General features: G+C 45.7%; 30 protein-coding genes. 8 read left to right on the forward strand and 22 right to left on the reverse strand.

Going from position 1 to position 23,618, the window contains the following annotated elements; genetic code table 11:
- Positions 1 to 39: 39 nt before the first annotated feature.
- Both coxB and C2757_RS08165 read right to left on the reverse strand, forming a co-directional pair.
- Positions 40 to 1,197, reverse strand: a complete 1,158-nt coding sequence (gene coxB, locus C2757_RS08160; protein ID WP_215374220.1) for a cytochrome c oxidase subunit II — start codon at positions 1,195 to 1,197, stop codon at positions 40 to 42.
- 180 nt (positions 1,198 to 1,377) lie between these two features.
- A complete protein-coding gene (locus C2757_RS08165; RefSeq protein WP_215374221.1) occupies positions 1,378 to 2,175 on the reverse strand; it encodes a class I SAM-dependent methyltransferase in 798 nt (265 codons plus the stop codon).
- 23 nt (positions 2,176 to 2,198) lie between these two features.
- Between C2757_RS08165 and C2757_RS08170 the strand changes: the two genes are divergently transcribed.
- Both C2757_RS08170 and trmL read left to right on the forward strand, forming a co-directional pair.
- The gene (locus tag C2757_RS08170) at positions 2,199 to 2,948 is read left to right on the forward strand and encodes a ComF family protein (RefSeq protein ID WP_215374222.1); all 750 of its coding nucleotides are present in this window, start codon (positions 2,199 to 2,201) and stop codon (positions 2,946 to 2,948) included.
- Positions 2,941 to 3,411, forward strand: coding sequence for a tRNA (uridine(34)/cytosine(34)/5-carboxymethylaminomethyluridine(34)-2'-O)-methyltransferase TrmL (gene trmL / locus C2757_RS08175; protein ID WP_215374224.1), 471 nt, complete (start codon positions 2,941 to 2,943; stop codon positions 3,409 to 3,411). Before C2757_RS08170 ends, trmL begins: the two co-directional genes overlap by 8 nt.
- A gap of 13 nt (positions 3,412 to 3,424) precedes the next feature.
- On the opposite strand, the gene C2757_RS08180 is transcribed toward trmL, so the two are convergent.
- The 4 genes from C2757_RS08180 to C2757_RS08195 are packed head-to-tail and all read right to left on the reverse strand — an operon-like array spanning position 3,425 to position 5,687.
- Positions 3,425 to 4,447: an NAD(P)H-dependent glycerol-3-phosphate dehydrogenase gene (locus tag C2757_RS08180; protein ID WP_215374225.1), complete on the reverse strand. Its 1,023-nt coding sequence runs from the start codon at positions 4,445 to 4,447 to the stop codon at positions 3,425 to 3,427.
- Between the two features lie 20 nt (positions 4,448 to 4,467).
- Positions 4,468 to 4,983 (reverse strand): protein-export chaperone SecB, encoded by a 516-nt coding sequence (gene secB / locus C2757_RS08185; RefSeq protein WP_215374226.1) that lies wholly within the window; start codon positions 4,981 to 4,983, stop codon positions 4,468 to 4,470.
- A 27-nt stretch (positions 4,984 to 5,010) separates the two neighbouring features.
- Positions 5,011 to 5,265: a glutaredoxin 3 gene (grxC, locus tag C2757_RS08190; RefSeq protein ID WP_215374228.1), complete on the reverse strand. Its 255-nt coding sequence runs from the start codon at positions 5,263 to 5,265 to the stop codon at positions 5,011 to 5,013.
- Between the two features lie 8 nt (positions 5,266 to 5,273).
- Complete coding sequence (locus C2757_RS08195) at positions 5,274 to 5,687, reverse strand: rhodanese-like domain-containing protein (protein WP_215374229.1); 414 nt, start codon at positions 5,685 to 5,687, stop codon at positions 5,274 to 5,276.
- A gap of 22 nt (positions 5,688 to 5,709) precedes the next feature.
- Between C2757_RS08195 and gpmA the strand changes: the two genes are divergently transcribed.
- Genes gpmA through C2757_RS08210 form a run of 3 tightly spaced genes read left to right on the forward strand, consistent with a single transcriptional unit; the run spans position 5,710 to position 8,615 of the window.
- Positions 5,710 to 6,399, forward strand: a complete 690-nt coding sequence (gene gpmA, locus C2757_RS08200; RefSeq protein WP_215374231.1) for a 2,3-diphosphoglycerate-dependent phosphoglycerate mutase — start codon at positions 5,710 to 5,712, stop codon at positions 6,397 to 6,399.
- A gap of 12 nt (positions 6,400 to 6,411) precedes the next feature.
- On the forward strand, positions 6,412 to 7,845 hold the full coding sequence (locus C2757_RS08205; protein WP_215374232.1) for a S41 family peptidase: 1,434 nt from the start codon (positions 6,412 to 6,414) through the stop codon (positions 7,843 to 7,845).
- Positions 7,846 to 7,862: 17 nt separating this feature from the next.
- A complete protein-coding gene (locus tag C2757_RS08210) occupies positions 7,863 to 8,615 on the forward strand; it encodes a HesA/MoeB/ThiF family protein (protein ID WP_215374234.1) in 753 nt (250 codons plus the stop codon).
- On the opposite strand, the gene ptsP is transcribed toward C2757_RS08210, so the two are convergent.
- The 8 genes from ptsP to C2757_RS08250 form a co-directional block, all read right to left on the reverse strand.
- Positions 8,612 to 10,366 (reverse strand): phosphoenolpyruvate--protein phosphotransferase, encoded by a 1,755-nt coding sequence (gene ptsP, locus C2757_RS08215; protein WP_215374235.1) that lies wholly within the window; start codon positions 10,364 to 10,366, stop codon positions 8,612 to 8,614. The two genes, C2757_RS08210 and ptsP, sit on opposite strands and share 4 nt — an antisense overlap.
- 2 nt (positions 10,367 to 10,368) lie before the next feature.
- Positions 10,369 to 10,638, reverse strand: a complete 270-nt coding sequence (locus C2757_RS08220; RefSeq protein ID WP_215374237.1) for an HPr family phosphocarrier protein — start codon at positions 10,636 to 10,638, stop codon at positions 10,369 to 10,371.
- A gap of 17 nt (positions 10,639 to 10,655) precedes the next feature.
- Complete coding sequence (locus C2757_RS08225; protein ID WP_215374238.1) at positions 10,656 to 11,078, reverse strand: PTS sugar transporter subunit IIA; 423 nt, start codon at positions 11,076 to 11,078, stop codon at positions 10,656 to 10,658.
- 1 nt (position 11,079) lies between these two features.
- Complete coding sequence (gene gshB, locus C2757_RS08230; protein WP_215374240.1) at positions 11,080 to 12,021, reverse strand: glutathione synthase; 942 nt, start codon at positions 12,019 to 12,021, stop codon at positions 11,080 to 11,082.
- Positions 12,022 to 12,035: 14 nt separating this feature from the next.
- A complete protein-coding gene (gene gshA / locus C2757_RS08235; protein WP_215374242.1) occupies positions 12,036 to 13,334 on the reverse strand; it encodes a glutamate--cysteine ligase in 1,299 nt (432 codons plus the stop codon).
- Between the two features lie 104 nt (positions 13,335 to 13,438).
- Positions 13,439 to 14,923, reverse strand: coding sequence for an ammonium transporter (locus C2757_RS08240; protein ID WP_215374244.1), 1,485 nt, complete (start codon positions 14,921 to 14,923; stop codon positions 13,439 to 13,441).
- 13 nt (positions 14,924 to 14,936) lie between these two features.
- Entirely contained in the window at positions 14,937 to 15,275 is a 339-nt protein-coding gene (locus C2757_RS08245) for a P-II family nitrogen regulator (protein ID WP_011903792.1), read from the reverse strand.
- Between the two features lie 24 nt (positions 15,276 to 15,299).
- A complete protein-coding gene (locus tag C2757_RS08250) occupies positions 15,300 to 16,205 on the reverse strand; it encodes a TorF family putative porin (protein WP_215374245.1) in 906 nt (301 codons plus the stop codon).
- 262 nt (positions 16,206 to 16,467) lie between these two features.
- On the opposite strand from C2757_RS08250, the gene C2757_RS08255 reads away from it, so the two are divergent.
- Positions 16,468 to 16,725: an accessory factor UbiK family protein gene (locus C2757_RS08255; RefSeq protein ID WP_215374247.1), complete on the forward strand. Its 258-nt coding sequence runs from the start codon at positions 16,468 to 16,470 to the stop codon at positions 16,723 to 16,725.
- 6 nt (positions 16,726 to 16,731) lie between these two features.
- Here C2757_RS08255 and C2757_RS08260 read toward each other — a convergent pair whose 3' ends face one another.
- The 7 genes from C2757_RS08260 to C2757_RS08290 are packed head-to-tail and all read right to left on the reverse strand — an operon-like array spanning position 16,732 to position 21,404.
- The gene (locus tag C2757_RS08260; RefSeq protein ID WP_215374249.1) at positions 16,732 to 17,313 is read right to left on the reverse strand and encodes a hypothetical protein; all 582 of its coding nucleotides are present in this window, start codon (positions 17,311 to 17,313) and stop codon (positions 16,732 to 16,734) included.
- Positions 17,306 to 18,316: a lipoyl synthase gene (lipA, locus tag C2757_RS08265; RefSeq protein WP_215374250.1), complete on the reverse strand. Its 1,011-nt coding sequence runs from the start codon at positions 18,314 to 18,316 to the stop codon at positions 17,306 to 17,308. The genes C2757_RS08260 and lipA overlap by 8 nt, the downstream gene beginning before the upstream one ends.
- The gene (lipB, locus tag C2757_RS08270) at positions 18,303 to 18,956 is read right to left on the reverse strand and encodes a lipoyl(octanoyl) transferase LipB (RefSeq protein ID WP_215374252.1); all 654 of its coding nucleotides are present in this window, start codon (positions 18,954 to 18,956) and stop codon (positions 18,303 to 18,305) included. Before lipB ends, lipA begins: the two co-directional genes overlap by 14 nt.
- An 8-nt stretch (positions 18,957 to 18,964) precedes the next feature.
- On the reverse strand, positions 18,965 to 19,231 hold the full coding sequence (locus C2757_RS08275) for a DUF493 family protein (RefSeq protein WP_215374254.1): 267 nt from the start codon (positions 19,229 to 19,231) through the stop codon (positions 18,965 to 18,967).
- Between the two features lie 9 nt (positions 19,232 to 19,240).
- Positions 19,241 to 19,966: an alpha/beta hydrolase gene (locus C2757_RS08280; protein WP_215374257.1), complete on the reverse strand. Its 726-nt coding sequence runs from the start codon at positions 19,964 to 19,966 to the stop codon at positions 19,241 to 19,243.
- Between the two features lie 20 nt (positions 19,967 to 19,986).
- Positions 19,987 to 20,301, reverse strand: a complete 315-nt coding sequence (locus C2757_RS08285) for a ferredoxin (protein ID WP_215374260.1) — start codon at positions 20,299 to 20,301, stop codon at positions 19,987 to 19,989.
- Positions 20,301 to 21,404: a VanZ family protein gene (locus C2757_RS08290; RefSeq protein WP_215374263.1), complete on the reverse strand. Its 1,104-nt coding sequence runs from the start codon at positions 21,402 to 21,404 to the stop codon at positions 20,301 to 20,303. Before C2757_RS08290 ends, C2757_RS08285 begins: the two co-directional genes overlap by 1 nt.
- Positions 21,405 to 21,441: 37 nt before the next feature.
- On the opposite strand from C2757_RS08290, the gene C2757_RS08295 reads away from it, so the two are divergent.
- Both C2757_RS08295 and C2757_RS08300 read left to right on the forward strand, forming a co-directional pair.
- Positions 21,442 to 22,242: a biotin--[acetyl-CoA-carboxylase] ligase gene (locus C2757_RS08295; RefSeq protein ID WP_215374266.1), complete on the forward strand. Its 801-nt coding sequence runs from the start codon at positions 21,442 to 21,444 to the stop codon at positions 22,240 to 22,242.
- Complete coding sequence (locus C2757_RS08300) at positions 22,239 to 23,051, forward strand: type III pantothenate kinase (RefSeq protein ID WP_215374269.1); 813 nt, start codon at positions 22,239 to 22,241, stop codon at positions 23,049 to 23,051. Before C2757_RS08295 ends, C2757_RS08300 begins: the two co-directional genes overlap by 4 nt.
- Here the strand turns inward: C2757_RS08300 and rfaE2 are convergent.
- Positions 23,048 to 23,536, reverse strand: coding sequence for a D-glycero-beta-D-manno-heptose 1-phosphate adenylyltransferase (gene rfaE2 / locus C2757_RS08305; RefSeq protein WP_215374272.1), 489 nt, complete (start codon positions 23,534 to 23,536; stop codon positions 23,048 to 23,050). The genes C2757_RS08300 and rfaE2 overlap by 4 nt on opposite strands.
- Between the last annotated feature and the right edge of the window lie 82 nt (positions 23,537 to 23,618).

The following is a 23,618-nucleotide window of genomic DNA, read 5'->3' on the forward strand; positions in this document are numbered from 1 at the left end:
GATTACTCCGGTTTCGTTTTATCTGTATTAGTAAATGGATTACTGGCCGCCACGTGCAGTAATAATGTCTTGGGTCTGAATCACTTCGCCCGTCTTATTACCCCATGAGTTGCGGGTATAGGTAATCACTGCGGCGATATCACCATCAGAAATCACGCCAGCCCACTTCGGCATTGCATTCTTACCGTTTAGCAAAATATTGAACTGGCCTTGTTTTGGACCATTCACCACTTTGCTGCCATCTAATGCTGGGAAGGCACCTGCGCCCTTACCATTTGCTTGGTGGCAAGCAGCGCAGTTAGCTGCATAGACTTTTGCACCACGCTCTTTTTGTTCTTCTAGTGTGTAAACCTTAGTAGGATCATCACCGCCTGCGCCCATTTCTTTTTTCTTTTGCGCAACCCAAGCCGTGTAGTCCTCTTGTGAAACAACCTTCACAACGATTGGCATGAAGGCATGCTCTGCACCACACAACTCTGAACACTGACCGCGGAAAGTGCCAATCTTGTCAGCTCTAAACCATGTATCCCTTACAAATCCTGGGATCGCATCTTGCTTTACACCGAATGCAGGAATGGTCCAAGCATGGATCACATCATTTGCGGTAGTGATCAAACGAATTTTCTTGCCAACAGGCACAACCATTTCGTTATCTACTTCCATCAAGTAAGTATTGGACTTAGGCGCAAGGTTGTTAATGGCTTCACGAGATGTAGACAGAGTTGATAGAAAGCTAATGCCTTCGCCTTCGCCCTTGATGTAGTCATATCCCCATTTCCACTGATAGCCAGTGGTCTTAATGGTGATGTCTGAGTTGGTTGTATCTTTCATTGCAACAACCGTTTTGGTTGCAGGCAATGCCATGCCGATCACGATGAGCAGTGGAATCACGGTCCAAATAATTTCAACCGTGGTGCTCTCATGGAAAGAAGCAGATTTATGGCCCAATGATTTGCGGTGCTTGAGAATGGAATAGAACATCACGCCAAACACGCCAACAAATATTACTGCGCAGATGATCAACATCATCCAGTGCAACCAATGAATTTCTTGCATGATTTTGGTTGCTGGTGCTGCGAAGTTCAGCTGATTAACAGCTGGGCCTCCTGGCATATTTTCTGATGCCTGCGCAAATGCTGTGCCGAAGGCTGCTACTAGATAGAGCGAAGCCCTAATGACTTTTCCAAATAAATTCATCTTATTCTCTGTTTATTGTCGTGAGCAAAGTGCTAAAAACGCTCCAAAAATGCCTAAAAAGCGGTTTTAAGCCAATACTGCCTGCGGTGATTATAGGGTTAATTGAACACAAGAACAAACAGGGTTATCCCAGCTCAATCCAATCTTGGTGTAGGTTTAAATGATAGTAAGCACTTACACTTAAGCAGAATCTCGCCTAGTCTTGCGTCCAATTTGATTTACGTCAATATAGGCAATATTGTCCTGCGGTTTAGCCAGGTGCTTTCCAATGGCCCAGGCATGGCCGTATACCACCTCTAAAGTCATTTTTTTGGGCAAAAGATCCTTTTCAGGGATTTCCTTTGCAGCCAATTGCAGTAATTTCAATGCATCGGCATCCGCTAGCAAAAGTGCATCTGTTTCGTAATCAAGATGAACAAATTCCATATCCATTACAGGATCAGAAAAACGCTCAGCCATCAGGGCATCACCCATATCATGCATATCCCAAGGATTTAATAAGCTCTTCAGCTGAAGGGCGTTGGTTTGGAGTCCGCGCAATTCTTTTCCGGTATCGGGCCCCAAATAGCTAAAAGTAATGAGGCCGCCCTCTCTCAGGACACGCCAACACTCCTGAAGAAAGTGTCGAGGATCCACCAAGTCCTGCATCAAAAGATCACTAAAGACTAAATCTACAGAATTATCAGGAAGGTCAAATTTACCGATAGATAAATATGTGGAAAGTGCATTTGTACTACCACCAAATATTGCACGCCAATTTGCCATTGCCTTTGCATATTTCAGATCGAAGCGGGGAATATTCTCTTCTGTCAGACTATGAATATTGGCATGGGGATAGCGCTTAGCAAAAGATTTCAAATGCCTGCCAATAAAGTCCGGAGCAATCAAAATATCTTTGACATCAAGTTTGACGATATCGAGTTTTTGCAACATACGGTCTGCAATTTCGTCCTGTAACCATCTGATCGGCTGGGTCATTGGCTCAGTATACTCAGCGCCCCATGGGATTTCTAGAGAAGCTTCTTCAGGCTATTGGCAGATACGGCATACCGAGCGCCTGCATCGTCTGTGAGCGCTATCAATGCGATACGATTTGCACCAACTGCCTAGAGTCTCTGGCCAATGATGCCTTGTTTAATTACGTATGCTGCTCCCAATGTGGCATTGCACTTCAAGCATCTGAGATAGCAAAACAGAAATGCGATTCATGCATCCTCAATCCACCATATTTTGATGCAAGCTATTGCTTAGATCGCTATGAGGGAGCACTTCAAAACGCACTGCATCAACTCAAGTATCAAAAACGTCTTGCTTATGCGCATGGGCTTGCAAACGCCTGGAACAAACTATTGTCAGAACAATTAAAAATGATTGATGCACAGCTCTTATTTCCAGTACCACTGAGTATTCAAAAATTGGGCGCCCGCGGTTTTAATCAAAGCTGGGAAATTGCTCGCAAAATTGAGTGTGGGCAAGGTCTCTTAAAAACACCCTTTGTACTAAAACGCCATCATCATGAATTTGCACAGGCGGGAGAGAAATTTTCTACTAGGCACCTGGCGATCCAGAATATGTTTTATCTCGACCCCCAATATAGGCAGCTGCTAAATGGGCAAAGCATAGTAATTTTTGACGATGTCATGACTACCGGGGCTACGCTCAATGAAATAGCCCGACTTCTGAAGGACAATGGAGCATCCCAAGTGATGAATTGGGTTTTATTGAGAACTACAAGAGCACCGCATGTTTAATATTGTCTTATTCGAGCCTGAGATTCCGCCCAACACTGGCAACATCATTCGCCTGTGTGCCAACACTGGGGCGAAGTTGCACTTAATCGAACCCCTAGGCTTTCCGATGGAAGATGCGAAGTTGCGCAGAGCTGGCTTGGACTATCACGAATTCGCTCAAGTCAAAGTTCACCCTAACTGGGCAGAGTTTATGAAAAATGAGGAAGTCGACCCAGAGCATCTATTTGCGCTCACCACCAAAGGGAACGCAAATTTTCATGATGGGAAATACGCCTCCAATGACTACTTTGTGTTTGGCTCTGAGACCAAAGGCATCACAGATGAAGTGCGTAACTCTATTCCAAAAAAGAATCAAATGCGTCTTGCGATGCAAGACAGTAGTCGCAGCTTAAATTTATCGAATACCGTAGCGATCGTAGTTTACGAAGCATGGCGTCAAAATGGGCTTGCGGGCGGAAGCTAAAAACTCGAAGACCCTAAGCTTCTATTTTTGGATCACGGCCCATGAGCTTTTTTAAGGCCTCTTGGGTGTTTAATCTTCCAGATAAGACTTCGCCCATCATTGCAGTAATGGGCATCTCAACATCCAAGCGTTTTGCTAAATCGGTCACTGCGGCGGCACACAGCACTCCCTCGGCAACATGACCTAATCCAGAGAGTATTTCTGCTAAGGGCCTACCTGCAGCAAGCTCCAAGCCGACGCGACGATTGCGGGAGAGGTTCCCAGTAGCAGTCAAAATTAAATCGCCTACGCCTGTCAGCCCCATGCAAGTCTCAGGTCTGCCACCTGCCGCTTTCACTAGACGCATCATCTCAGCAAGGCCTCGCGTCAGCACTGCAGCGCGTGCATTTAAGCCTAGGTCCAAGCCATCACCAATTCCGGCAGCAATTGCTAAAACATTTTTGATAGCACCGCCCAACTCAACACCAATCAAATCATCACTTGCATAAACGCGCATATTGCCATGATGAAACGCTGACTGTACTACCGCACACAAGTCACTTGAATTACTCGCGATGGTCAATGCACATGGCATGCCAGCCCCTACCTCTGCAGCAAAACTTGGGCCTGATAACGCACCATAAAAATGTTTGATGCCACGACTGTGTAGCTTGTCTTCACGCGCAACAACTTGGTGCGGCAATAGAGCTGTTGTCGGCTCCAATCCTTTGCATAACCAAATAATATTGAGCGGATGCTCAGCAATCGCCAATACTTTAGCAATCGTTTCTGAAAGTCCAGACATGGGTGTGGCGATGACCAATAGATCATCTGCAGAGAGTCTCTTAATAGCCTGAGAAAAGTCACTCTCAAACTGAAGATTTTTAGGCAGCTCAATGCTAGGAAGATATGGGCGGTTCTCACTGCTTCTCTCGATTTCTGCGAGCTGCTCTTTGCTACGCGACCATAAGCAAACTTGGCCATCTTGAAGATGGCGAGCCGCTTGGGCCGCCATCGCCGTTCCCCAGGCACCAGCGCCAATCAGGGTGACTTTCATGATCTGTGCGGGATTACAGCCTAGTGAGGGAGAATAATCTTGCTCTCATCAGCAGCGTCGTTCTCTTTGCTAGCTGCTTGTTGAGCTTGCATCAAACGATGCTCATACATGCCGTGGAAATTAATCTCATTCAAATGAATTGGCTGGAAGCCTGCGCGGCTAATAATGTCGGCAATATTAGAACGAAGGTAAGGGTACAAAATGGTTGGGCAAGCGATACCCAGCATCGGATCTAATTGTTGTGGTGGGATATTGTTAAATTCAAAAATACCGGCTTGATTGGCTTCAACCAAAAACAATACTTTTGAATCCACTTTAGCAGTCACAGTAGCAACAATCGAAACCTCGAAAATTTCATCGCTCAAAGGATTGACTGCAATATCAACCCCTACCTCTACCTGCGGCTCTGCTGCCACCAATAAAATTTGCGGTGCATTAGGCTGCTCAAGGGATAGATCCTTCAGATAAACCCGCTGGATACGAAATCCAGGCTCTTTAGAGCTGTCAGCTTGGGGTGCGGAAGTTTGTTCAGTCATTGCTGTCTTTCTTTACGATTGAATACATTAAACCAATAAAGGGTCGAGCTTACCCGCACGATCCAAAGCCACTAGATCATCGTATCCGCCAACATGAGTCTCACCAATATAAATTTGTGGAACCGTACGACGACCAGTGCGAGTCATCATCATTTCACGCTGTGCTGGATCACGATCAATCAAAATCTTTTCTAAATTATCAACGCCTTTTTTGAGCAATAGTTTTTCAGCCATTACGCAATATGGACAAACCTGGGTGCTGTACATCGTTACTTGAGGCATAAATTCCCTTATTTAACCAATGGGAGGGAAGCTTCTTTCCAGGCTTTAACGCCGCCATCAAGAACCCCAACTTCAGAAAAACCGAGCTTTTGCACATCTGCGAGTGCCTTGCGAGAGTGAGCGCCCGTATCGCAAACCAAAACAACTGGGTGCTTGCGATCCAATTTCAGCTTTTCAATAGCAGACGTGATCTCCGCTGAGTTAACCAATTTAGCCCCTGGCAGTCGACCCTCTTTAAATGCAGCCTCTGGGCGCAAATCGAAAACATAAGCCTTACGACGATTAATCCAAATAGTCGCTTCTGTAGGCGATAAGCCTTTTCCGCTAATAAGCGTAGATAATGTAGGTAGGAAAAGCGCGGCGCCCGAAACAACTAAAAGGGCAATAAGCGCTAAATTATCAATTTGAGTGAGAAAGTTCATCACTGGATTATAGAATGGCTCTATGAAACAACTCGTCCTTATTCGTCATGGCGAATCCGCCTGGAACCTCGAAAACCGCTTCACTGGCTGGGCGGATGTTGACTTAACCCCCAAGGGTGCGGAACAGGCCCTGAAAGCAGGGGAAAACCTCAAAAAAGCAGGCTATGAATTTGATGTGGCCTATACCTCAGTTTTAAAACGTGCCATTCGTACCCTCTGGCATGTTCAAGACAGCATGGATCTCATGTGGTTACCGGTGATTCATAGTTGGCGATTAAATGAGCGTCACTACGGAGCGCTAACGGGTTTGAATAAAGCAGAGACTGCCACTAAATATGGAGACGAACAAGTTCATATTTGGCGTCGCTCTTATGATGTGCGTCCACCATTACTAGAAGCAGAAGATGAGCGCAATCCTAAAAATGATCAGCGCTACTCCAAGCTCAGCACAGAAGACATTCCTTTGGGTGAGTGTCTCAAGGACAACGTTGATCGAGTATTGCCTTTATGGAATGAATCTATTGCGCCAGCCCTAAAAGCTGGTAAACGTGTTTTGTTAGTGGCGCATGGCAACAGTATTCGCTCGCTCATTAAATATTTAGATCAAATGTCTGATGAGGCCATTATGGAAATCAATGTACCTAATGGCATCCCCCTCGTATATGAGCTCGATGACAACCTTAAACCCATTCAGCACTTTTACCTAGACTAGATAAAAAGAAACATGCGTAAATTTCTCAAGAGCTTTGCCCTCATCGCTGTAGGCCTTATTGCTGGTGTAACCGCTACCATCCAACTGTCGGCTACTGCTCAACAAAATACGCAGCTTCCACTCGATGAGCTCCGCACCCTTTCCAATGTCTTTGCACAAATCAAGCGTGAGTACGTTGAACCTATTGAAGACAAGCAACTACTGACCGATGCCGTCAAGGGCATGGTTAGCAGCCTCGATCCACATTCCACCTTTTTGGACAAAAAAGATTTTGCTGAAATGCAGGAAGCTACTTCTGGAAAATTTGCAGGCCTCGGCATTGAAATCACTTCTGAAGATGGCGTTGTTAAAGTGCTTAACCCAATTGAAGATAGTCCAGCAGCACGAGCAGGACTTCAGGCTGGAGATTTAATTACTCGCCTAGATGACAAACCAGTGCGCGGAATGTCACTTGATAAAGCCGTACGCACTATGCGCGGCACACCCGGCACCAAAATCACCTTAACGATCTATCGAAAGAGCGAAGAGCGTAGCTTTCCGGTAACCATTACTCGAGCAGAAATCAAAGTTCAGTCAGTTAAAGCGAAGATCTTAGATAACGATATTGCTTGGGTTCGAGTGACAAGCTTTCAAGAGCGCACCGTTCCTGATCTTGCCAAAAAATTAACGGAACTAGCCAATCAAGATCCAAAACTTAAAGGCATTATTCTTGATTTACGAAACAATGGTGGCGGCCTTCTACAAGGTGCGGTTGGTGTTGCTGCTGCATTTCTACCAGCCAATGTTGTTGTTGTGTCTACCAAAGGTCAAGCTCCAGACTCTCAGCAAGTATTTAACGCAACCCCTGCCATGTATCGTCTGAGCGAATCCGGAGATCCTTTGGCAGGCGTGCCAGAAATGTTCAAAAAATTACCCATGGTCGTTCTGGTCAACGCCTATTCCGCCTCTGCTTCTGAAATTGTTGCGGGTGCATTGCAAGACTATAAGCGTGCCACCATTATTGGTAAGACAACATTTGGTAAGGGATCCGTGCAAACCGTACGGCCCTTAACGAATGACTCTGCTTTGAAAATCACTACGGCTTACTACTACACCCCAAGCGGTAAATCGATCCAGGCGTTTGGCGTCAAACCAGATATTCCAGTTGATCAAAATAAAGATGGCGATCCTGATGATGTCCTGATCACCCGTGAAATTGACAGTGAAAAACATCTTCGTAATAAGCAGTCTGCCGAAGATAAACTCATTAAAGATCGTGAGCAGCGTCGTCTCGAGGAGTTACAGCGCATTGAAGAAAAGAATGCAAAGAAAACTCCTGAAGAGAAAGAAAAAGATAAGAATAAAAAGCCACCTGAGCTTGGTAGTGCAGATGATTTCATGCTGACTCAAGCAGTGGCATTTCTGAATGGCCAACCGGTGAAGCGCTCTTCATCCAAGCTCGAGTAGCTTTCACTAATCTACCCATGAATGATGAGCAGTTACTTCGCTATTCAAGGCATTTACTGCTTGAAGAGATCGATGTTTCCGGTCAAGAGAAGCTCTTAAATTCTCACGCCTTGGTAATAGGGGCCGGAGGACTTGGCAGTGCTGCAGCCCCCTATTTAGCTGCCGCCGGCCTTGGGCACATTACCCTGATAGATCACGATCAAGTGGAGATTACCAACCTCCAGCGGCAAATCATGCATGCAGAGGCACGCGTGAATCAAAGCAAAGTTGCCTCTGGAAAGCAATTTTTACTGGGTCTCAATTCTGGCATTCGGATTGAAACTATTGAAGCCAAAGCAACATCTTCTCTGTTAGATGAATTATTGCCGAGCGTAGATATTGTTTTAGACTGCACCGATAATTTTTCTACCCGTCATTTGATCAATGCTAGCTGCGTCAAACATCAAGTGCCGTTGGTTTCTGGATCGGCCTTACGTTTTGATGGGCAGATCACCGTATTTGACCCACGCAAAGCTACTTCACCCTGTTACGCCTGCATCTTCTCACCAGATGAGCATTTTGAAGAAGTGAGTTGCTCTTCAATGGGAATATTTTCTCCCTTAGTGGGAATTATTGGCGCCATGCAGGCTGCTCAAGCAATACAGGTGATAGTAGGCTTCGGAGAGAGTTTGATAGGCCGTATGCTGCTGTGGAATGCGCGGACTACGCAAATAGATGAATTCAAAATGAGCCGCAACCCCGAGTGCTCGGTTTGCGGCAAGCCCCACTAGGCCAGTAGACGTTCCAAAGCCTTGGCTTGGGCCTCTGGCTCATAAGCCTTCAGGACTCTGGGAATAAGGCCTTTTAACATTCCTACATCAGCCTTCAAAATCTCACGCTTAACTAACAGCAGTTGACTGAAATGCATTGAAAAATCGGTCAAGCCTAAAGCAAGCAATAACTTCGTTAAAGCAGGATCACCGGCCATCTCACCACACACTGCAATAGGCACATTAGCGCGTTTTGCCTGATCAATAATGCTTGCCAACAACTGCAAAATGGCTGGGTGCAACGGATCATATAGATGGGCTACTGCATGATCAGCGCGATCAATTGCCAAGGTGTACTGAATGAGATCATTCGTACCAATCGACAGGAAATCAAATCGATTGATAAAAAGTGGCAGCACTAGAGCAGCTGCCGGAATTTCAATCATAGCGCCCACTTGAATATTTGGGTTGTAGGGTTGGCCACGTTGAAACAGTTGCTGCTTTGCTTTCTCAATCAAGCGGAAAGTTTCATCAATCTCTTTGGCGTGTGCCAACATGGGGATCATAATCCGTGCTTGGCCAAAAGCAGAAGCACGCAAAATTGCCCGCAGCTGGGTTAAGAATATTTCGGGCTCTGTCAAAGACCAGCGGATAGCCCGCAATCCCAGTGGTGAAGTGCCAGTTTGCGATACATCCATTCCTCCAGCACCCAAGGCTTTATCAGCCCCAACATCAATTGTTCTAATGTTTACAGGTAGTCCATGCATTAAATCGACTACCCTACGGTACTCTAGAAATTGCTGCTCCTCATCAGGGAGTGCTTGCTTACGATCCATGAATAAAAACTCTGATCGAAACAAGCCCACGCCTACTGCGCCCAGCTTGACGGCCTGTACCGCATCCTCAGGCAATTCAATATTGGCGAACAACTCAATCTCAACATGATCCAGAGTTTCTGTTTTGGTGTGCTTGAGCTCCTGCAGTTTGCGAGCTTCTTTGATAGCCTGGCTTTGTAGTTTTCGATACTCTTCAAGCAAGTTAGCATCAGGAGCTACCACTACTACACCTTGCTCACCATCGAGCACCAGCCAATCGCCATGCCGAATCATTTCACTTGCATGGCGAACACCCACCACAGCAGGAATTTCCATGCTACGCGCCACAATCGCAGTATGTGATGTCTTGCCGCCAAGATCAGTAACAAATCCAGTGAAAGCAGAGTCTTTAAAACGTAGCATGTCATGCGGGGCAATATCGTGAGCTACGATGATCGAATCGACCCCTAATTCGCTTGGCGACATTAAATCCGCACTATCCAATGAATCTTTATTCTGGGCATTGATGGCTTTAATCACCCGCTCAGCCACTTGTCGAATATCGTGCGCACGCTCTTTTAAATAGGGGTCTTCGATTTCAGAAAACTGCTCTAAAAGATCATTTAATTCGGTGGTGAGGGCCCATGCAGCATTCATGCGCTGGGTGCGGATCAATTGCATTGGCTTTTGCGCTAATGCGGGATCCTCCAAAATCATGCCATGCACATCAAGGAAGGCACCCATCTCCTGCGGAGCATCTTTTGGTAAACCTTTTCGCAGTTGGTTTAACTCTTGTCGAACCTGATCAAAAGCATCTAAGAGCTTTTGAACCTCAAGTTCTTCTTTGCCTGGCTCAACTAAATAATGACTTACCTCTAAAGCTGCACGTGAAATCAGTACTGCCTTGCCGATGGCAATGCCTTTTGATACTGGGATCCCGTGCAATGCAAATGTCATTGCTACTCGCCTTCACCAAAGCGGTTATTGATTAATTCTGTTAGAGCCTGCATCGCTTCATCTGCTTGCTCACCGACAGTCTCTAAGGTTACGGTGCTACCAATCCCTGCAGCCAACATCATGACGCCCATAATGCTCTTAGCGTTGATTTGACGCCCATTGCGTGACAGCAGTATTTCACATGGAAATTGTGCTGCCAACTGAGACAGCTTGGCAGAAGCACGAGCATGCAAACCTAATTTATTGATGATTTCGATTTCAGCAACTGGCATGGCAAATTCACTCCCTATTATTCTTGGCCAACCTTAGCGCCGAGACGCAAAATTCCATTTTGGCCACCCGCTAAGGCTTTTTGTGCCAATTCCTCTAAATCCTCTCCACGGTGAGAGATGCAGCGCATCAGCATAGGTAAATTCAAGCCCGCAAGCACAATCACCGGAGCATTCAATCCTGATAATGGTCCAAGCGCTTCAAGCTTAGACGCCACATTCGCAGGAGTTGCACCCATGACATCCGTCAAAATGAGTACGCCATTACCTGTATTCACGCCATAGGCAGCCTTCATCACCCGATCAAAGCTCGCTTTAGTATCTTCATGCGGGGGGACATCCACAGCCCTAACGCGCTCAGGAACAACGCCAAAAGTATGCTCTGCAAAGTTCAGCATTGCACTAGCAATCGGTGTGTGGGCAACAATGACGATTCCAGCCATGTTAAGACAAAGCCTTTTCAAGTGTTGATATAAAAAACTGAGCAACATTGAAATCACTTTGGTCTGTGATTTCTACAAAGCATGTAGGGCTAGTCACATTAATTTCAGTGAGATAGCCCCCGATTAAGTCTAGCCCAACCAAGAACAAACCGCGCTGATTCAGAATGGGTGCAAGTCTTTTGGCGATAGCGCTTTCAGCATCACTTAATGGCATTGCAACGCCCTTACCGCCAGCAGCTAAATTGCCACGGATTTCTTTACCTTGAGGAATGCGTGCTAATGCAAAGGGCACAACCTCTCCACCAATTAATAGCACCCGTTTATCGCCCTCGGCTATCTCTGGCAAAAAGCGTTGCACCATCAAAGTCCTAGCGCCATTTTTACCAAGGGTCTCCACAATACTAGCCAGATTCAGGCCATCAGAACCTACACGAAAAACACCCATACCACCCATGCCATCTAAGGGCTTAATGACAATATCTTGATGTGTCTGATGGAATGTCTCTACTGCGCTCAGTTCGCGAGTTACTAAAGTGGGTGGAATGAGCTCTGGAAATTCTGTGATGGATAACTTTTCAGAATGATCACGAACTGCGGCAGGATTGTTAAATACTTTTGCACCCTGTCGAACCGCCGCAGAAAGCAACCAAGTGGTATTGAGATATTCAATATCAAAGGGTGGGTCTGTGCGCATCAATACCGCAGAAAATGATTTGAGCGTGCGTGACTCTAAATCGCCCAGCTCAAACCAAGAAGAAGCACTAGGTTTAACTACCAGGGTTTGACAATCAGCAACAACAGATTCGTCTCTCCACAAAATGTTGCGACTCTGACAAAACCATAAACGGTGGCCCGCTTCTTGTGCAGCACGCATGATTGCCAAGGTGGAATCTTTTTTAATCTTAAAAGATTCGAGAGGATCGGCAATAAATAGAAAGTCCATGTTTATCAGCTCAATTAAGCCGCTTCAGCATCAGGATCAGTACGCTCAAGCTCTAAAGATGCCGCAAGCAATGCCAGTCGAGCCACTACCCCGTATAAATAGAAGCGATTTGGGGCGGCACTTCCAGGCTTAGCGCTCATATCTGGCATGGAATTTTGTTCAAATGCTAAGGGCACAAAATGCATCCCTGGGGCATTGAGATTTTCGTCAGGGCCACGGTCGGTATGTACACGATAGAAACCGCCAATCACATAGCGATCGATCATATAAACGACTGGCTCTGCTACTGCCTCATTGACCTTCTCAAAGGTATACACACCCTCCTGAATGAGCACGTCGCTTACTGCTAGACCCTCTTTGACTACGCTCATCTTATTGCGGTCTTTACGGTTTAGATCCTTGAGTTGTGAGGGATCATTCACCACCATGACACCCATGCCGTAGGTACCCGCATCCGCTTTGACGACAACATAAGGTTTTTCTTTGATGCCGTATTCACGATATTTCTTAGCAGTCTTTTTCAAGACTTGCTCTACGGCAGCTTGAAGTTCTTCCTCACCTTTGCGCTCGTGAAAGTTCACATCCGAACAACTCGTGAAGTAGGGATTAATCATCCAAGGATCAATATCAACTACTTTGGCAAACTTCTTAGCAACCTCTTCATAGGCGGCAAAATGATTCGACTTGCGACGGACATGCCAGCCAGCATGGAGGCCGGGCAAAAGGTATTGTTCATGCAGATTTTCCAAAATGGGTGGAATGCCTGCGGATAGATCATTATTTAAAAGGATTGAGCATGGATCAAAATCTTTTAAACCCAAGCGTTGTTTCTTTAAGCCCAAACGAGAGAGGGGTTCCATTAATAGGCGATTGCCATCAGGCAACTCAATCCAAGTGGGTTTCTTAATTTCTTCCGAAAAAGTACCCAGGCGCACATTCAAACCAGCTTGACGCAAGATGGAAGACAAGCGTGCAATATTTTGCAAATAAAAAGTATTGCGGGTATGACGCTCTGGAATCAATAACAAATTTTTGGCTTCTGGACAAATCTTCTCAATGGCAGCCATTGCAGCCTGAACGGCCAAAGGCAACATCTGCGGAGAAAGATTATTAAAGCCGCCAGGAAAGAGATTAGTATCTACCGGCGCTAGCTTAAAACCAGAATTTCGTAAATCAACTGAGCAATAGAAAGGCGGGGTATGTTCTTGCCATTCCAACCTGAACCAACGCTCGATGGTTGGGGTTGCTTCTAAAACCCTAGACTCTAGTTCGAGCAAGGGGCCGCTTAAGGCTGTGATGAGATGTGGAACCATTCCACCATTGTAAGATTATTAAAAGAAAGACGCGGAATCCAAGGATTCCGCGCTTAAAAACCGAGCAGCCAACCAAGGCCGCCCAGTGAGGGGTAATTTACTGATTAAGACTCGTATGCAGCCTCACCGTGTGAGCTGATATCCAAGCCTTCGCGCTCTTCTTCTTCTTTCACACGTAAACCGATCACGATATCAATCAATTTAAATGCGATATAAGAAACTACGCCAGACCAGATCAAAGTCGTAATCACACCTTGAGCTTGGATCCACAATTGGCTAGCCATGGAGTAGTCAGGAGCTGTAGCATTTGCTACGTAATCCCAGATACCTGTGCCGCCCAATGCTGGATCAGCGAAAATGCCGGTTAACAAAGCGCCTGAGATACCACCTACGCCGTGCACACCAAATACGTCCAAGCTGTCATCTGAGCCCAAGATTTTCTTGAGGCCAGTTACACCCCAGAGGCAAACTACACCAGCAAATACGCCGATTGCGATTGCGCCCATTGGGCCAACAAAACCAGCAGCAGGAGTGATAGCAACCAAGCCTGCTACGCAACCAGAAGCTGCGCCCAACATAGATGGCTTACCTTTGAGAACCCATTCAGCAACAGACCAACCCAATACAGCAGCAGCAGTAGCTAAATATGTGTTCACGAAAGCCAATGCTGCGCTGCCGTTTGCTTCGAGTGCAGAACCAGCATTGAAACCAAACCAGCCAAACCACAAGAGTGCAGCACCAGTCATGACATAAACGAGGTTATGTGGCTTCATTGCTTCTTTGCCGTAACCAACACGCTTGCCGATCACGAAGGAACCTACCAAGCCAGCAATCGCGGCATTGATATGAACAACGGTACCACCAGCGAAGTCGAGAATACCTTTTTGCCATAACCAACCAGCACGAGCAGTAATTGCTTCGAGTGATGCAGCATCTTTGATGTCATCAGGACCAGGCCAGAACCAAACCATGTGAGCGATTGGCAAGTAGCTGAATGTGAACCAAATAACCATGAACACCAAGATTGCAGAGAACTTAGCACGCTCAGCAAAGGAGCCAATGATCAAGCAGCAAGTGATAGTTGCAAACACAGCTTGGAATGCCATAAATACATACTCAGGAATCACAACACCCTTACTAAAGGTTGCCGCTACTGAGTCTGGATTCATACCAGCCAAGAACAGTCGATCGAATCCACCAATGAATGCGCCACCTTCCGTGAATGCAATGCTGTAGCCATAAATAGACCAAAGTACTGTAATCAAAGAAAAGACCATAAAGCATTGCATGCAGATCGACAAAATGTTTTTGCTACGTGTCAAACCACCATAGAACAAGGCCAAACCAGGAAGCGTCATCAAGAGCACTAATGCAGTCGATACCATCATCCAAGCGGTATCCGCCTTATTGCACTTTTCAGAGCAAAGTACTGGCGCAGGTTCTGCAGCAGCAGGAGTTGCAGCCGGAGCAGTCACTGCAGGTTTTTTTACTTCATCAGCATGTGCTGGCGAAGTAACTACTACACCAGCAGCAGCAATGGCCAAAGCCACAGCACCGCCAGCAACAAGTCGTTTCATCCAAGTTAACATTTTGAACCTCTCTTTAAAGTGCTGACGCGCCGGTTTCACCGGTACGAATACGAATGACGTGCTCAACTGGTGAGACAAAAATCTTGCCATCACCAATCTTACCTGTACGTGCAGATTTTTCAATTGCTTCAATCGCACGCTCCAAAATGCCATCTTCAACAGCAGCTTCAATTTTTACCTTAGGCAAAAAGTCGACAACATACTCAGCGCCACGATACAACTCGGTATGACCCTTTTGACGGCCAAAGCCTTTAACTTCAGTGACGGTAATGCCCGAAACTCCCACTTCCGAGAGAGCTTCGCGCACTTCGTCAAGCTTGAAGGGCTTGATGATTGCGGTAATTAATTTCATATATTTCTCCGTTCAGAGTGGAAATTAGAAAGTCTTTGTTAAAGAAATCAAGCCAGTGGACTTACCCAAGTTCTTGCCCTGTGGGCTTGAATAAGCATAACCACCCATATAGGTTGCTGCATTAGTTCCCACATAAGCAATCGCTGCAGATAAGCCGCCACCGAAATCTTTAGTCACACCTAATTTCCAATCGGTATAGCTGTACAAAGTGCTATTACTCGTTCCGTTGTTAATAGTCTTTCCAGTATATGATGTCGAACCATTATTCAGGTTTCCAGCAACGTACTGGTAACCTACGTGGCCATTCAAGGCTAAGCCCCAAACACCAGTATCGTAATTTACCGTCAAGTCTGGATAATATGATCCAGATGAATTAGCAGTACCAAACAATGTTGAAACTGCATAAGACACTTTTGCAAAACCAGTTACAGGGCCAAAAGTAAAGTTTTGCGCCACATAAATCTCACTAGTATTTGGATTGGTTGAGCCATTAGGCAAGCCTGAAGTTGGGTAGTAGTACTGAAGGAATCCAATATCTGAAGCAAAACCCTCGCCAATCAATTCCTTTTTGAAACCAGCATAGAAGTCCATTTCAATCGGCGCTGATACAGCTGTGCCTGAAGAAGCCTTGCCACCGTAGCTACCAGCCTGGCCATATGAATCACTGATCCAGCTAATTGAGCTATTCCAGTTTCCAATATAGAAACCACTCTCGTGAGCATAGTCAAAACCGCCTTGAATCGCTGGCTTAAAGTTTGATTGGCTGATACCACGATAGCGGTAATCATTAACGATAGTCACGTTTGCGGTAATTGGGCTCACTTCTGGTGCTTCTGCGGCTGCCTCTTCTGCAAACACAGATGAGCACGCCAAGCCGCTCAACAATGCTACTGCTGCTGCAGACATTGCTTTCTTGTGTAAAGTTTTCATGTAAAGCTCCTTACTGGTTGTAATAAAAAAGGGTTGAATGCCAAATGCATGGAGTGATATTGATGGTTTGGGGGTTCATGGATTTGTCACAAATCCCCTAATTAAGGCATATGCACTTTATTGGTGCTTAATATTGCACCATGACTGTGAATTTAAGGTCTTTTTGGGCATTTTTAGCTGTTTTACCCCTTTTTTGAGACCCAACATAAAATATCAATGTGTATCTTTTATGCAACTTTTTTAAGAACTGCAAAGGCCCCTCATGCAAAAACCTGGCGAAATCCTCGAGCAAATGCAACGTATTGCAAGTGATATACAAAACAAGGTGAGTGAAGCTATTCGCAATTCACCAGCACAAGAAATAGAAAAAAATGTTCGCGCAATGATGAACCAAGGTTTTCAGAAAATGGATCTGGTCACTCGCGAAGAGTTTGACTTGCAAACCAAAGTGCTTTCAAAGACCAGAGAAAAGCTAGAAGCGCTCGAAGCTAAAGTTGCCGCCCTAGAAAAAACTGTTTAAGTTTTTTTACTCTGGGTAGAACTCATTAAAAAAGTTTGCGTATTCTTCTTGAGATAAGAGAATCTTTGGAGAGTCTCCATTTGCATTTGAATGCAAAACAGATACTTGATAAATCATTGCATCTCCATTACTCGACTGCCGCGTGATCCAGCGCACTCGCATTTGTTGCTGCGCTCTTTCATTCAAATTAAAAGTGATGAAATAATCCGTCGTTGCCAAACGTTGACGATTGTTTGTTTGGTAGGTTGTCGACTCTTCTATTACTGTGCCACCAGATGCCTTAGCTCTATCGAGCAAATTACTTTTTAGTTTCACAACAATCTTTTCGGTCACGGCAGCTTGATTCACAGGAACCTGTATCGTACCGATCGAATAAATATCATCATCCACCTTTACTGCCTCAAGGGTTTGATTGAGCTCTTGATCTTGGTACGGAATATGTCGCTCTAATTTATCTGGCTTGCCAGGAAACAAAGCGCTATATCGCTCTTGAGGTGATTGAACAGTGCGCCAATCCAGCTTCGGACTACAGGCTACCAACAAAATAAATGCTGGCAGCAATACGCCAACCTTAAGGACTCTAAACAACTCCTGCTCCGTGAGCTTGTTGATCCGCATGGTAGCTAGACCGCACCATAGCACCCACAGCAGCATGGGAGAAGCCCATGGCATAGGCTTTCTCTTCAAACATCTTAAATACATCTGGGTGTACATAGCGACGCACTGGGAGGTGGTGGCCAGAAGGCGCAAGATACTGGCCGATTGTTAGCATGTCGATATTGTGCTCACGCATATCTCGCATCACTTCTAATATCTCTTCATCTGTTTCACCAAGGCCGACCATCAAACCACTCTTAGTGGGAATATTTGGGAAGCGCTCTTTGAAATCTTTTAAGAGCTTTAAAGAGTGCAAGTAATCCGCACCTGGCCTCGCTTCTTTGTATAGGCGTGGAACAGTTTCGAGATTGTGATTCATCACATCTGGTAAACCGTTAGGCGCATGCTCTGCAAAAATATCTAAGGCTTTATCAAGACGACCACGAAAATCTGGAACTAAAACCTCAATACGAGTACTTGGTGATAGGGTGCGCGATTCAGAAATACATTCCACATAATGCATTGCGCCACCATCACGTAAATCATCGCGATCCACGCTAGTGATGACAACGTAATTTAATTTCAGGGCCGCAATAGTACGGGCAAGGTTACCGGGCTCTTTCTGATCCAAGGGATCAGGTCGGCCATGACCCACATCACAAAATGGGCAGCGACGGGTGCACTTATCACCCATGATCATGAATGTGGCAGTGCCTTTACCAAAGCACTCACCGATATTGGGACAACTTGCTTCTTCACATACGGTAACCAATTCATTTTCGCGAAGGATCTTTTTGATCTCATTAAAACGAGAATTTCCAGAAGCCGCTTTTACCCTAATCCAATCTGGTTTTTTTAAGACATCTTCTAGAGGAATAATCTTGATTGGAATACGTGCAGTTTTCTCGCCAGACTTTTGCTTACGAGTTGCATCGTAGTTAAGGTCTTGACGAGACTCTATCGTTGTCTTGGTATCAGTTTTATTGGTGGTCATGTGGCATCAGTTGCTTTTGTAAATGCTCCAAAAGCCTTTGGCTAATAATGTCTATATTGTCCTTGATCCCAAGGGTTTGCATATCCACCGTCTTTAAGCCCTCATAACCACAGGGGTGGATGCGGCCAAATGCCTCCAAATCAGTCGCCACATTGAGCGCTAGGCCGTGATATGAACAGCCTTTAGAGACCTTTAGACCTAGAGCAGCGACCTTGGCCCCAAACCACTGAGCGGGCACTCCAGGCTGCTTAGTAACATAAATCCCTGGAGCGCCAACTTGCCTTTCCGCAGCAATTCCAAAATCTTGCAAGGTATCAATTAATGCTTGTTCAATTCTAAAAACCAATTCTTTTACAAAGATTCCAAGGCGCTTAAGATCAAGCAAAAGATAAATCACGACTTGACCAGGCCCGTGATAGGTAATTTCACCACCACGATCAACCTGCACTAATGGGATTTCATCGCTAGGTGAATGTAAATTACTAGCATCGCCTGCAAGGCCCAATGTAAAAACTGGTGGGTGCTCTAGAACCCAAATTTCATCAGGAGTTGAGTGATCCCGCGCACTAGTAAAGACCCGCATCGCCTCATAGGTTGATGCGTAATCTGCAATACCAAGATGCTTTACTAAAGCAGACATTAAATAAATTACAGAACAATACTAACGAGTGGGTGTGTAGACAGGGTTCGATATAGCTCATCTAGCTGCTCACGACTGGTTGCTGTAATTGGCAAAGTCAGCCCCAAGTAATTGCCATCTTTAGATGGGCGCTGCTCTACCTTGCTCTCATCAAATGTGGGATCAAATTGTTTTGCAATATGCAAAATCGCTGGCAGATACTCGGGATTCATCTTGCCCATCACCTTAATCGGAAATAGCGAGGGATACTCAATGAGGGATTTTTCTTCAGCCATAATTTTCTCTTATCTCAATGATTGTTTGCGGTGGTCGGGCATGCCCAACCAGGCGCCCGTAATAATGTTGCGAATGCAATGTAACCTACGATGGAAGAAATGATCTGCGCCAGGCACCACTTGTACTGTGAGCTCTTGAGGGCGCGCCCAATCTAGTACATCAATTAATGGGATTGTTTCATCTAACTCACCATGAATCAAAATAGTATCTGCAGGTACGGGTGCCAGTGTCCACTTACCAGCAGCGCTACCAACCATGACTAGGCGCTCAGCTGGACGACCGAGATCAATCAGCCTCTGAACTAAATGGCTCCCCACAAAACTACCAAAAGAAAACCCAGAAACCACCAGTGGCAACACATTTACACTGGCTCCCCATGATTGATTGGCAGTAGTCTCAAGCACAGCCCAGCTTGATGGTATGCGCATCCATTCAGCAATGTGTAGCAAATCCTCTAGCTCTCCAACACCATCATCATGCACACCTGCAGTGCCACCAACCCCACGAAAATTCGGACGCACACTAACAAAGCCTAGCTGATTAAAAGCCCGCGCCATCGTTGCCGCAACCTTGTTATCCATGGTGCCCCCCATCAATGGATGAGGGTGTGCAACTAAAGCTAAACCACGAATTACAAATGTTGGATCATTTTTTAATTCATCTGGAAGATCAATAGACATTTCTATCGAACCCACGATGCCATCAATATGAATGATTTTTGTACGGCTATTCATGAACATACTTTCAACAATAATTAAGCCAACTGCAGGCGCTCAACTGGGCGCCCAGAAATTAAATGGGATTGAATGATTTCTTCTATGTCTTCCTCATCTATGAAGGTATACCAGATACCCTCTGGGTAAACTACCATCACAGGACCCTCTGCGCAGCGGTCCAAGCAACCCGCTTTATTCACCCGAATCTTTCCGGGACCTGCAAGACCCAGTTCTTTCACTCGATTTTTTGCATAATCAAATAGTACAAATGCATTATGTAGATCGCAACAGTTGTCGCCATTGCTGCGTTGGTTCAAACAAAAAAATAGGTGGTGTGTAAAACTCATAGACATTATCTTTTTCTGTACTGCGGGTTAAATTCGCCAACGTGATAAATCATCCAAGTCAATGCGATTGGTAGCCATACTACCGAAACCCATTGCATCAAATCATTAAAATGTAACAAGCGTCCTTGATTCCAGTGCCGCAAGTTCATGATGAAATAGGGATTATCCGGCAAGACGTTAATGGCAATAGTGGCGATACCTAAACAGCACAAAGCTAGCCAAAACTTACTTCCCTGACCTAAGCGCAAAGCCCATCTCAATAAAATGCTTGCTAACACCATGCCCCATAAGGCGCCTGCTGTCAGCCAGATCAAACTAAACTCGCCACCGAATTGCAGGGCTGTAAATAAGATCTTAATCAACACTGTTAAACACAGCAGTCCATTCAGAATTCGCCACTGCGGGGCCTTGGAACGTAACCCTAAAGACAGTAACAAAGCGACGCCAAGCCAACATAAAGCAGTGATTAAGGTCTCTTGGACTACTTGATTGATAACTAGGGTTCCCCAATCAATCGAGCCAAAAATCGCATGGCCCCATACACCTGTACCCAACCAAGAACTTTGAGGATAAATTTGCGACCAAGGAAATAGTAGGAAAAGAGCGCAGGCACCCCAATTCAATCCAAACCATTGATCAAAACGTCGTCGTACAACGCTGCCTGATAACCATTGAGGGCCTAATGGAATGGCTAGCAAGCCCCCCAAGAGACCTCCAAAGATATTAGCCCACCAGTCCATCAAACTGGGTACTCGGGTGGGTAACCATGACTGTAAGGTCTCTACACTGATCGCCAAAATGGCGCTGAGGCTTAGAGCAATCCCCAAAGCAACAAAATTGCGCCACCGTGGATAAGCAGCAAATACCAACAAAAAACCAAACGGGATATATGCGAGGATATTGACTGAAACATCAAATAAAGTAATAAATCGCGGTAGAGGAGCGTCTATCCAAGACCAGGCATCAATGCCATTCTGAAAGTCAAAGTCAAAGGGATTTAGGCTGATGTAAATGATCAAGAGTGCATAACTGAGGCTCATGACCCTAGCTAAAGGCATGGCCTGCAAAGGCCAAACAAACTTATAGGGGCGCTGATCTTTTTGATCCATCCCACAATTCTAGGTCAGACCTTTCTACAATGGCGAAATGACTGCCAATTGCATCCTTGAACGCGTTACTGAAACTCAATCCACAAATGATGACCTCCTGGAGCGCTGGCGCGCGGGAGAGCTTATTGACCCCGTCGCTCGGCTTGCCCATAAGCAAACCGCAGGCAAAGGCCGGGCAGGGCGGAGCTGGTTCGCCAAGCCAGGCGACTCCATCAGTTTTTCATTAGCCTACCCCTTCAAAAGAACCCCCGCAGAAATGACTGGACTGAGTCTTCTGGTTGGAATGGCTGTCATTACCGGAATCGCAGAAGCCTTAAATCTTGATTCCAATGTTTTGCATCAAGCAGGCTTACGCTTAAAGTGGCCAAATGATTTACTTCTAAATAACAGCAAACTCGGCGGCATTCTCATAGAGGGCGGCCAAGCCAAAGCAGGCGATAGCACTTGGATGATTATTGGCATTGGCATGAACTTGCGCAATCGCGCTGCTATTGAAGCTGGACTTGATAATCCGTCTGGACTCAAGATAAGCGCACTAGATCAACTCATTACAGCGCCTGCAGAGTTACCCGATACGGAATATCTTTGGATCAAATTGATTGCAGCTCTAGAGAGTGCACTCAAGCAATTCGATGAAGTCGGTTTTGCCCCATACCAAGCACAATGGAAACACTGGGATGCCTACACTGGTCAGGCGGTGTCTATATCGGGTATCGGCAAAGAGCCCATTCATGGTATTTCACAAGGCATTAATGAAACCGGCGCATTACTATTGCAGCAAGACAATAAAACGCTCGTGATTCATGCGGGCGATGTATCCCTAAGAGCACAATCATGAGCCTTTATTTACTGTTTGATGTTGGCAATACACGCCTTAAATGGGCTGCAGTTGAGTCTACTCAACAACCCTCAGACCGACAGAAAAAGCTATGGGCTTACTCTGGATCGATTAGCAGTAAATCTTTAGCCTCGCCTGAACATAAAGCAGAGCTAACAGATTACATTTCGAAGACTTTACCCAAACCTGATGCGATTGGCTTTACTTGCGTTGCTGGTAGCGAAGCTATTGAAAATCTCAAATCACTTTTTCCACAATGGAGTGATGTCCTTTGGCAGCAGCTCAAAGGCAATAGTGAATGTGCGGGCCTGCGGACACTCTATCAAGATTCGAGCAAGCTTGGTGCCGATCGCTGGGCTGCAATGATTGGGGCACGCGCACTTTCAAACACCAATACCATCGTCGTTAATGCCGGCACCGCAACTACCATAGACCTTCTCGGTGCTAATGGAGTGCACTATGGTGGCTGGATATTGCCAGGACTTGAGCTGATGCAAAAGAGTTTAGCGGGTAATACAGCCGCACTCCCTCTGGCCGTGCGTGAGGGAGACTCTGATGGATTTGGTTTATCAACTAATCAAGCCATTATTGGTGGATGTGATGCTGCACAAATTGGCGCTATTCAGTATGCAGTCGCTCTAGCAAAAGAAATGAATTGTCCAGTTGAGCGAATTTGGCTTGATGGCGGCAATGCTCAGATTTTGGCTAGAGAGATGAACAAAATGAAATCTCAAACTTCCTGCGCAATAGAGATGACTGAGGGCTTAGTGCTACGAGGAATTTGGGCGTGGCTACTACAAAATCTCTAAGAGCGGATCTTACCTAACAAGCTTGTCGTAGAGCGCTCGTATAAGAATGGGATCGCAATAGCTTTTCCGCCCCAGGTCTTGACTAACTTTGTTTCCGCTAGAGTATCGATTTCATAATCGCCACCCTTGACGTAAATATCGGGGCGAATTTCTTCAATCAAATTCACTGGCGTTTGCTCAGTAAAAAGCACTGCCATATCAACACTCTCCAGCGCAGCTAACAGCGCCTGTCGATCTGCTTCAGAATTAATAGGTCGGTCATCACCCTTACCCAGCATCTTTACTGAGCTATCTGAGTTCACCCCCACTACCAAACTTGCCCCTAAAGCACGAGCCTGTGCCAAATAACTGGCGTGACCTCGATGCAAAATATCAAACACTCCATTAGTAAAAACCAAGGGTCTAGGTAGTTTTGCCACTCGGCTAGCCAGTTCATCTAGGGGGCAAATTTTGGATTCGAAAGAGGGCGGTGGCAATGTACTCATAACTCAATATTAATAGCATTAGCCAATGCTCAGCGATATTGCCCAGAATGTCTTAGACTTGCACTCTATTCACCCAATCCCA

It is taken from the genome of Polynucleobacter sp. MWH-Svant-W18 (assembly GCF_018687495.1).
Classification (GTDB): Bacteria; Pseudomonadota; Gammaproteobacteria; order Burkholderiales; family Burkholderiaceae; genus Polynucleobacter.

Bases quoted from the DNA above. Each gene is read 5' to 3' on its own strand.
- C2757_RS08245 (WP_011903792.1), bottom strand. From the start codon at position 15,275: ATGAAATTAATTACCGCAATCATCAAGCCCTTCAAGCTTGACGAAGTG.
- C2757_RS08205 (WP_215374232.1), top strand. From the start codon at position 6,412: ATGCGTAAATTTCTCAAGAGCTTTGCCCTCATCGCTGTAGGCCTTATT.
- C2757_RS08295 (WP_215374266.1), top strand. From the start codon at position 21,442: ATGACTGCCAATTGCATCCTTGAACGCGTTACTGAAACTCAATCCACA.
- C2757_RS08290 (WP_215374263.1), bottom strand. From the start codon at position 21,404: ATGGATCAAAAAGATCAGCGCCCCTATAAGTTTGTTTGGCCTTTGCAG.
- C2757_RS08240 (WP_215374244.1), bottom strand. From the start codon at position 14,923: ATGTTAACTTGGATGAAACGACTTGTTGCTGGCGGTGCTGTGGCTTTG.
- C2757_RS08165 (WP_215374221.1), bottom strand. From the start codon at position 2,175: ATGACCCAGCCGATCAGATGGTTACAGGACGAAATTGCAGACCGTATG.
- C2757_RS08180 (WP_215374225.1), bottom strand. From the start codon at position 4,447: ATGAAAGTCACCCTGATTGGCGCTGGTGCCTGGGGAACGGCGATGGCG.
- trmL (WP_215374224.1), top strand. From the start codon at position 2,941: ATGTTTAATATTGTCTTATTCGAGCCTGAGATTCCGCCCAACACTGGC.
- C2757_RS08225 (WP_215374238.1), bottom strand. From the start codon at position 11,078: ATGGCTGGAATCGTCATTGTTGCCCACACACCGATTGCTAGTGCAATG.
- C2757_RS08250 (WP_215374245.1), bottom strand. From the start codon at position 16,205: ATGAAAACTTTACACAAGAAAGCAATGTCTGCAGCAGCAGTAGCATTG.
- lipB (WP_215374252.1), bottom strand. From the start codon at position 18,956: ATGTCTGCTTTAGTAAAGCATCTTGGTATTGCAGATTACGCATCAACC.
- C2757_RS08195 (WP_215374229.1), bottom strand. From the start codon at position 5,687: ATGAACTTTCTCACTCAAATTGATAATTTAGCGCTTATTGCCCTTTTA.
- gpmA (WP_215374231.1), top strand. From the start codon at position 5,710: ATGAAACAACTCGTCCTTATTCGTCATGGCGAATCCGCCTGGAACCTC.
- C2757_RS08280 (WP_215374257.1), bottom strand. From the start codon at position 19,966: ATGAATAGCCGTACAAAAATCATTCATATTGATGGCATCGTGGGTTCG.
- C2757_RS08255 (WP_215374247.1), top strand. From the start codon at position 16,468: ATGCAAAAACCTGGCGAAATCCTCGAGCAAATGCAACGTATTGCAAGT.
- grxC (WP_215374228.1), bottom strand. From the start codon at position 5,265: ATGCCTCAAGTAACGATGTACAGCACCCAGGTTTGTCCATATTGCGTA.
- lipA (WP_215374250.1), bottom strand. From the start codon at position 18,316: ATGACCACCAATAAAACTGATACCAAGACAACGATAGAGTCTCGTCAA.
- coxB (WP_215374220.1), bottom strand. From the start codon at position 1,197: ATGAATTTATTTGGAAAAGTCATTAGGGCTTCGCTCTATCTAGTAGCA.
- ptsP (WP_215374235.1), bottom strand. From the start codon at position 10,366: ATGACATTTGCATTGCACGGGATCCCAGTATCAAAAGGCATTGCCATC.
- C2757_RS08285 (WP_215374260.1), bottom strand. From the start codon at position 20,301: ATGTCTATGAGTTTTACACACCACCTATTTTTTTGTTTGAACCAACGC.
- C2757_RS08210 (WP_215374234.1), top strand. From the start codon at position 7,863: ATGAATGATGAGCAGTTACTTCGCTATTCAAGGCATTTACTGCTTGAA.
- C2757_RS08170 (WP_215374222.1), top strand. From the start codon at position 2,199: ATGGGATTTCTAGAGAAGCTTCTTCAGGCTATTGGCAGATACGGCATA.
- gshB (WP_215374240.1), bottom strand. From the start codon at position 12,021: ATGGACTTTCTATTTATTGCCGATCCTCTCGAATCTTTTAAGATTAAA.
- secB (WP_215374226.1), bottom strand. From the start codon at position 4,983: ATGACTGAACAAACTTCCGCACCCCAAGCTGACAGCTCTAAAGAGCCT.
- gshA (WP_215374242.1), bottom strand. From the start codon at position 13,334: ATGGTTCCACATCTCATCACAGCCTTAAGCGGCCCCTTGCTCGAACTA.
- rfaE2 (WP_215374272.1), bottom strand. From the start codon at position 23,536: ATGAGTACATTGCCACCGCCCTCTTTCGAATCCAAAATTTGCCCCCTA.
- C2757_RS08300 (WP_215374269.1), top strand. From the start codon at position 22,239: ATGAGCCTTTATTTACTGTTTGATGTTGGCAATACACGCCTTAAATGG.
- C2757_RS08275 (WP_215374254.1), bottom strand. From the start codon at position 19,231: ATGGCTGAAGAAAAATCCCTCATTGAGTATCCCTCGCTATTTCCGATT.
- C2757_RS08220 (WP_215374237.1), bottom strand. From the start codon at position 10,638: ATGCCAGTTGCTGAAATCGAAATCATCAATAAATTAGGTTTGCATGCT.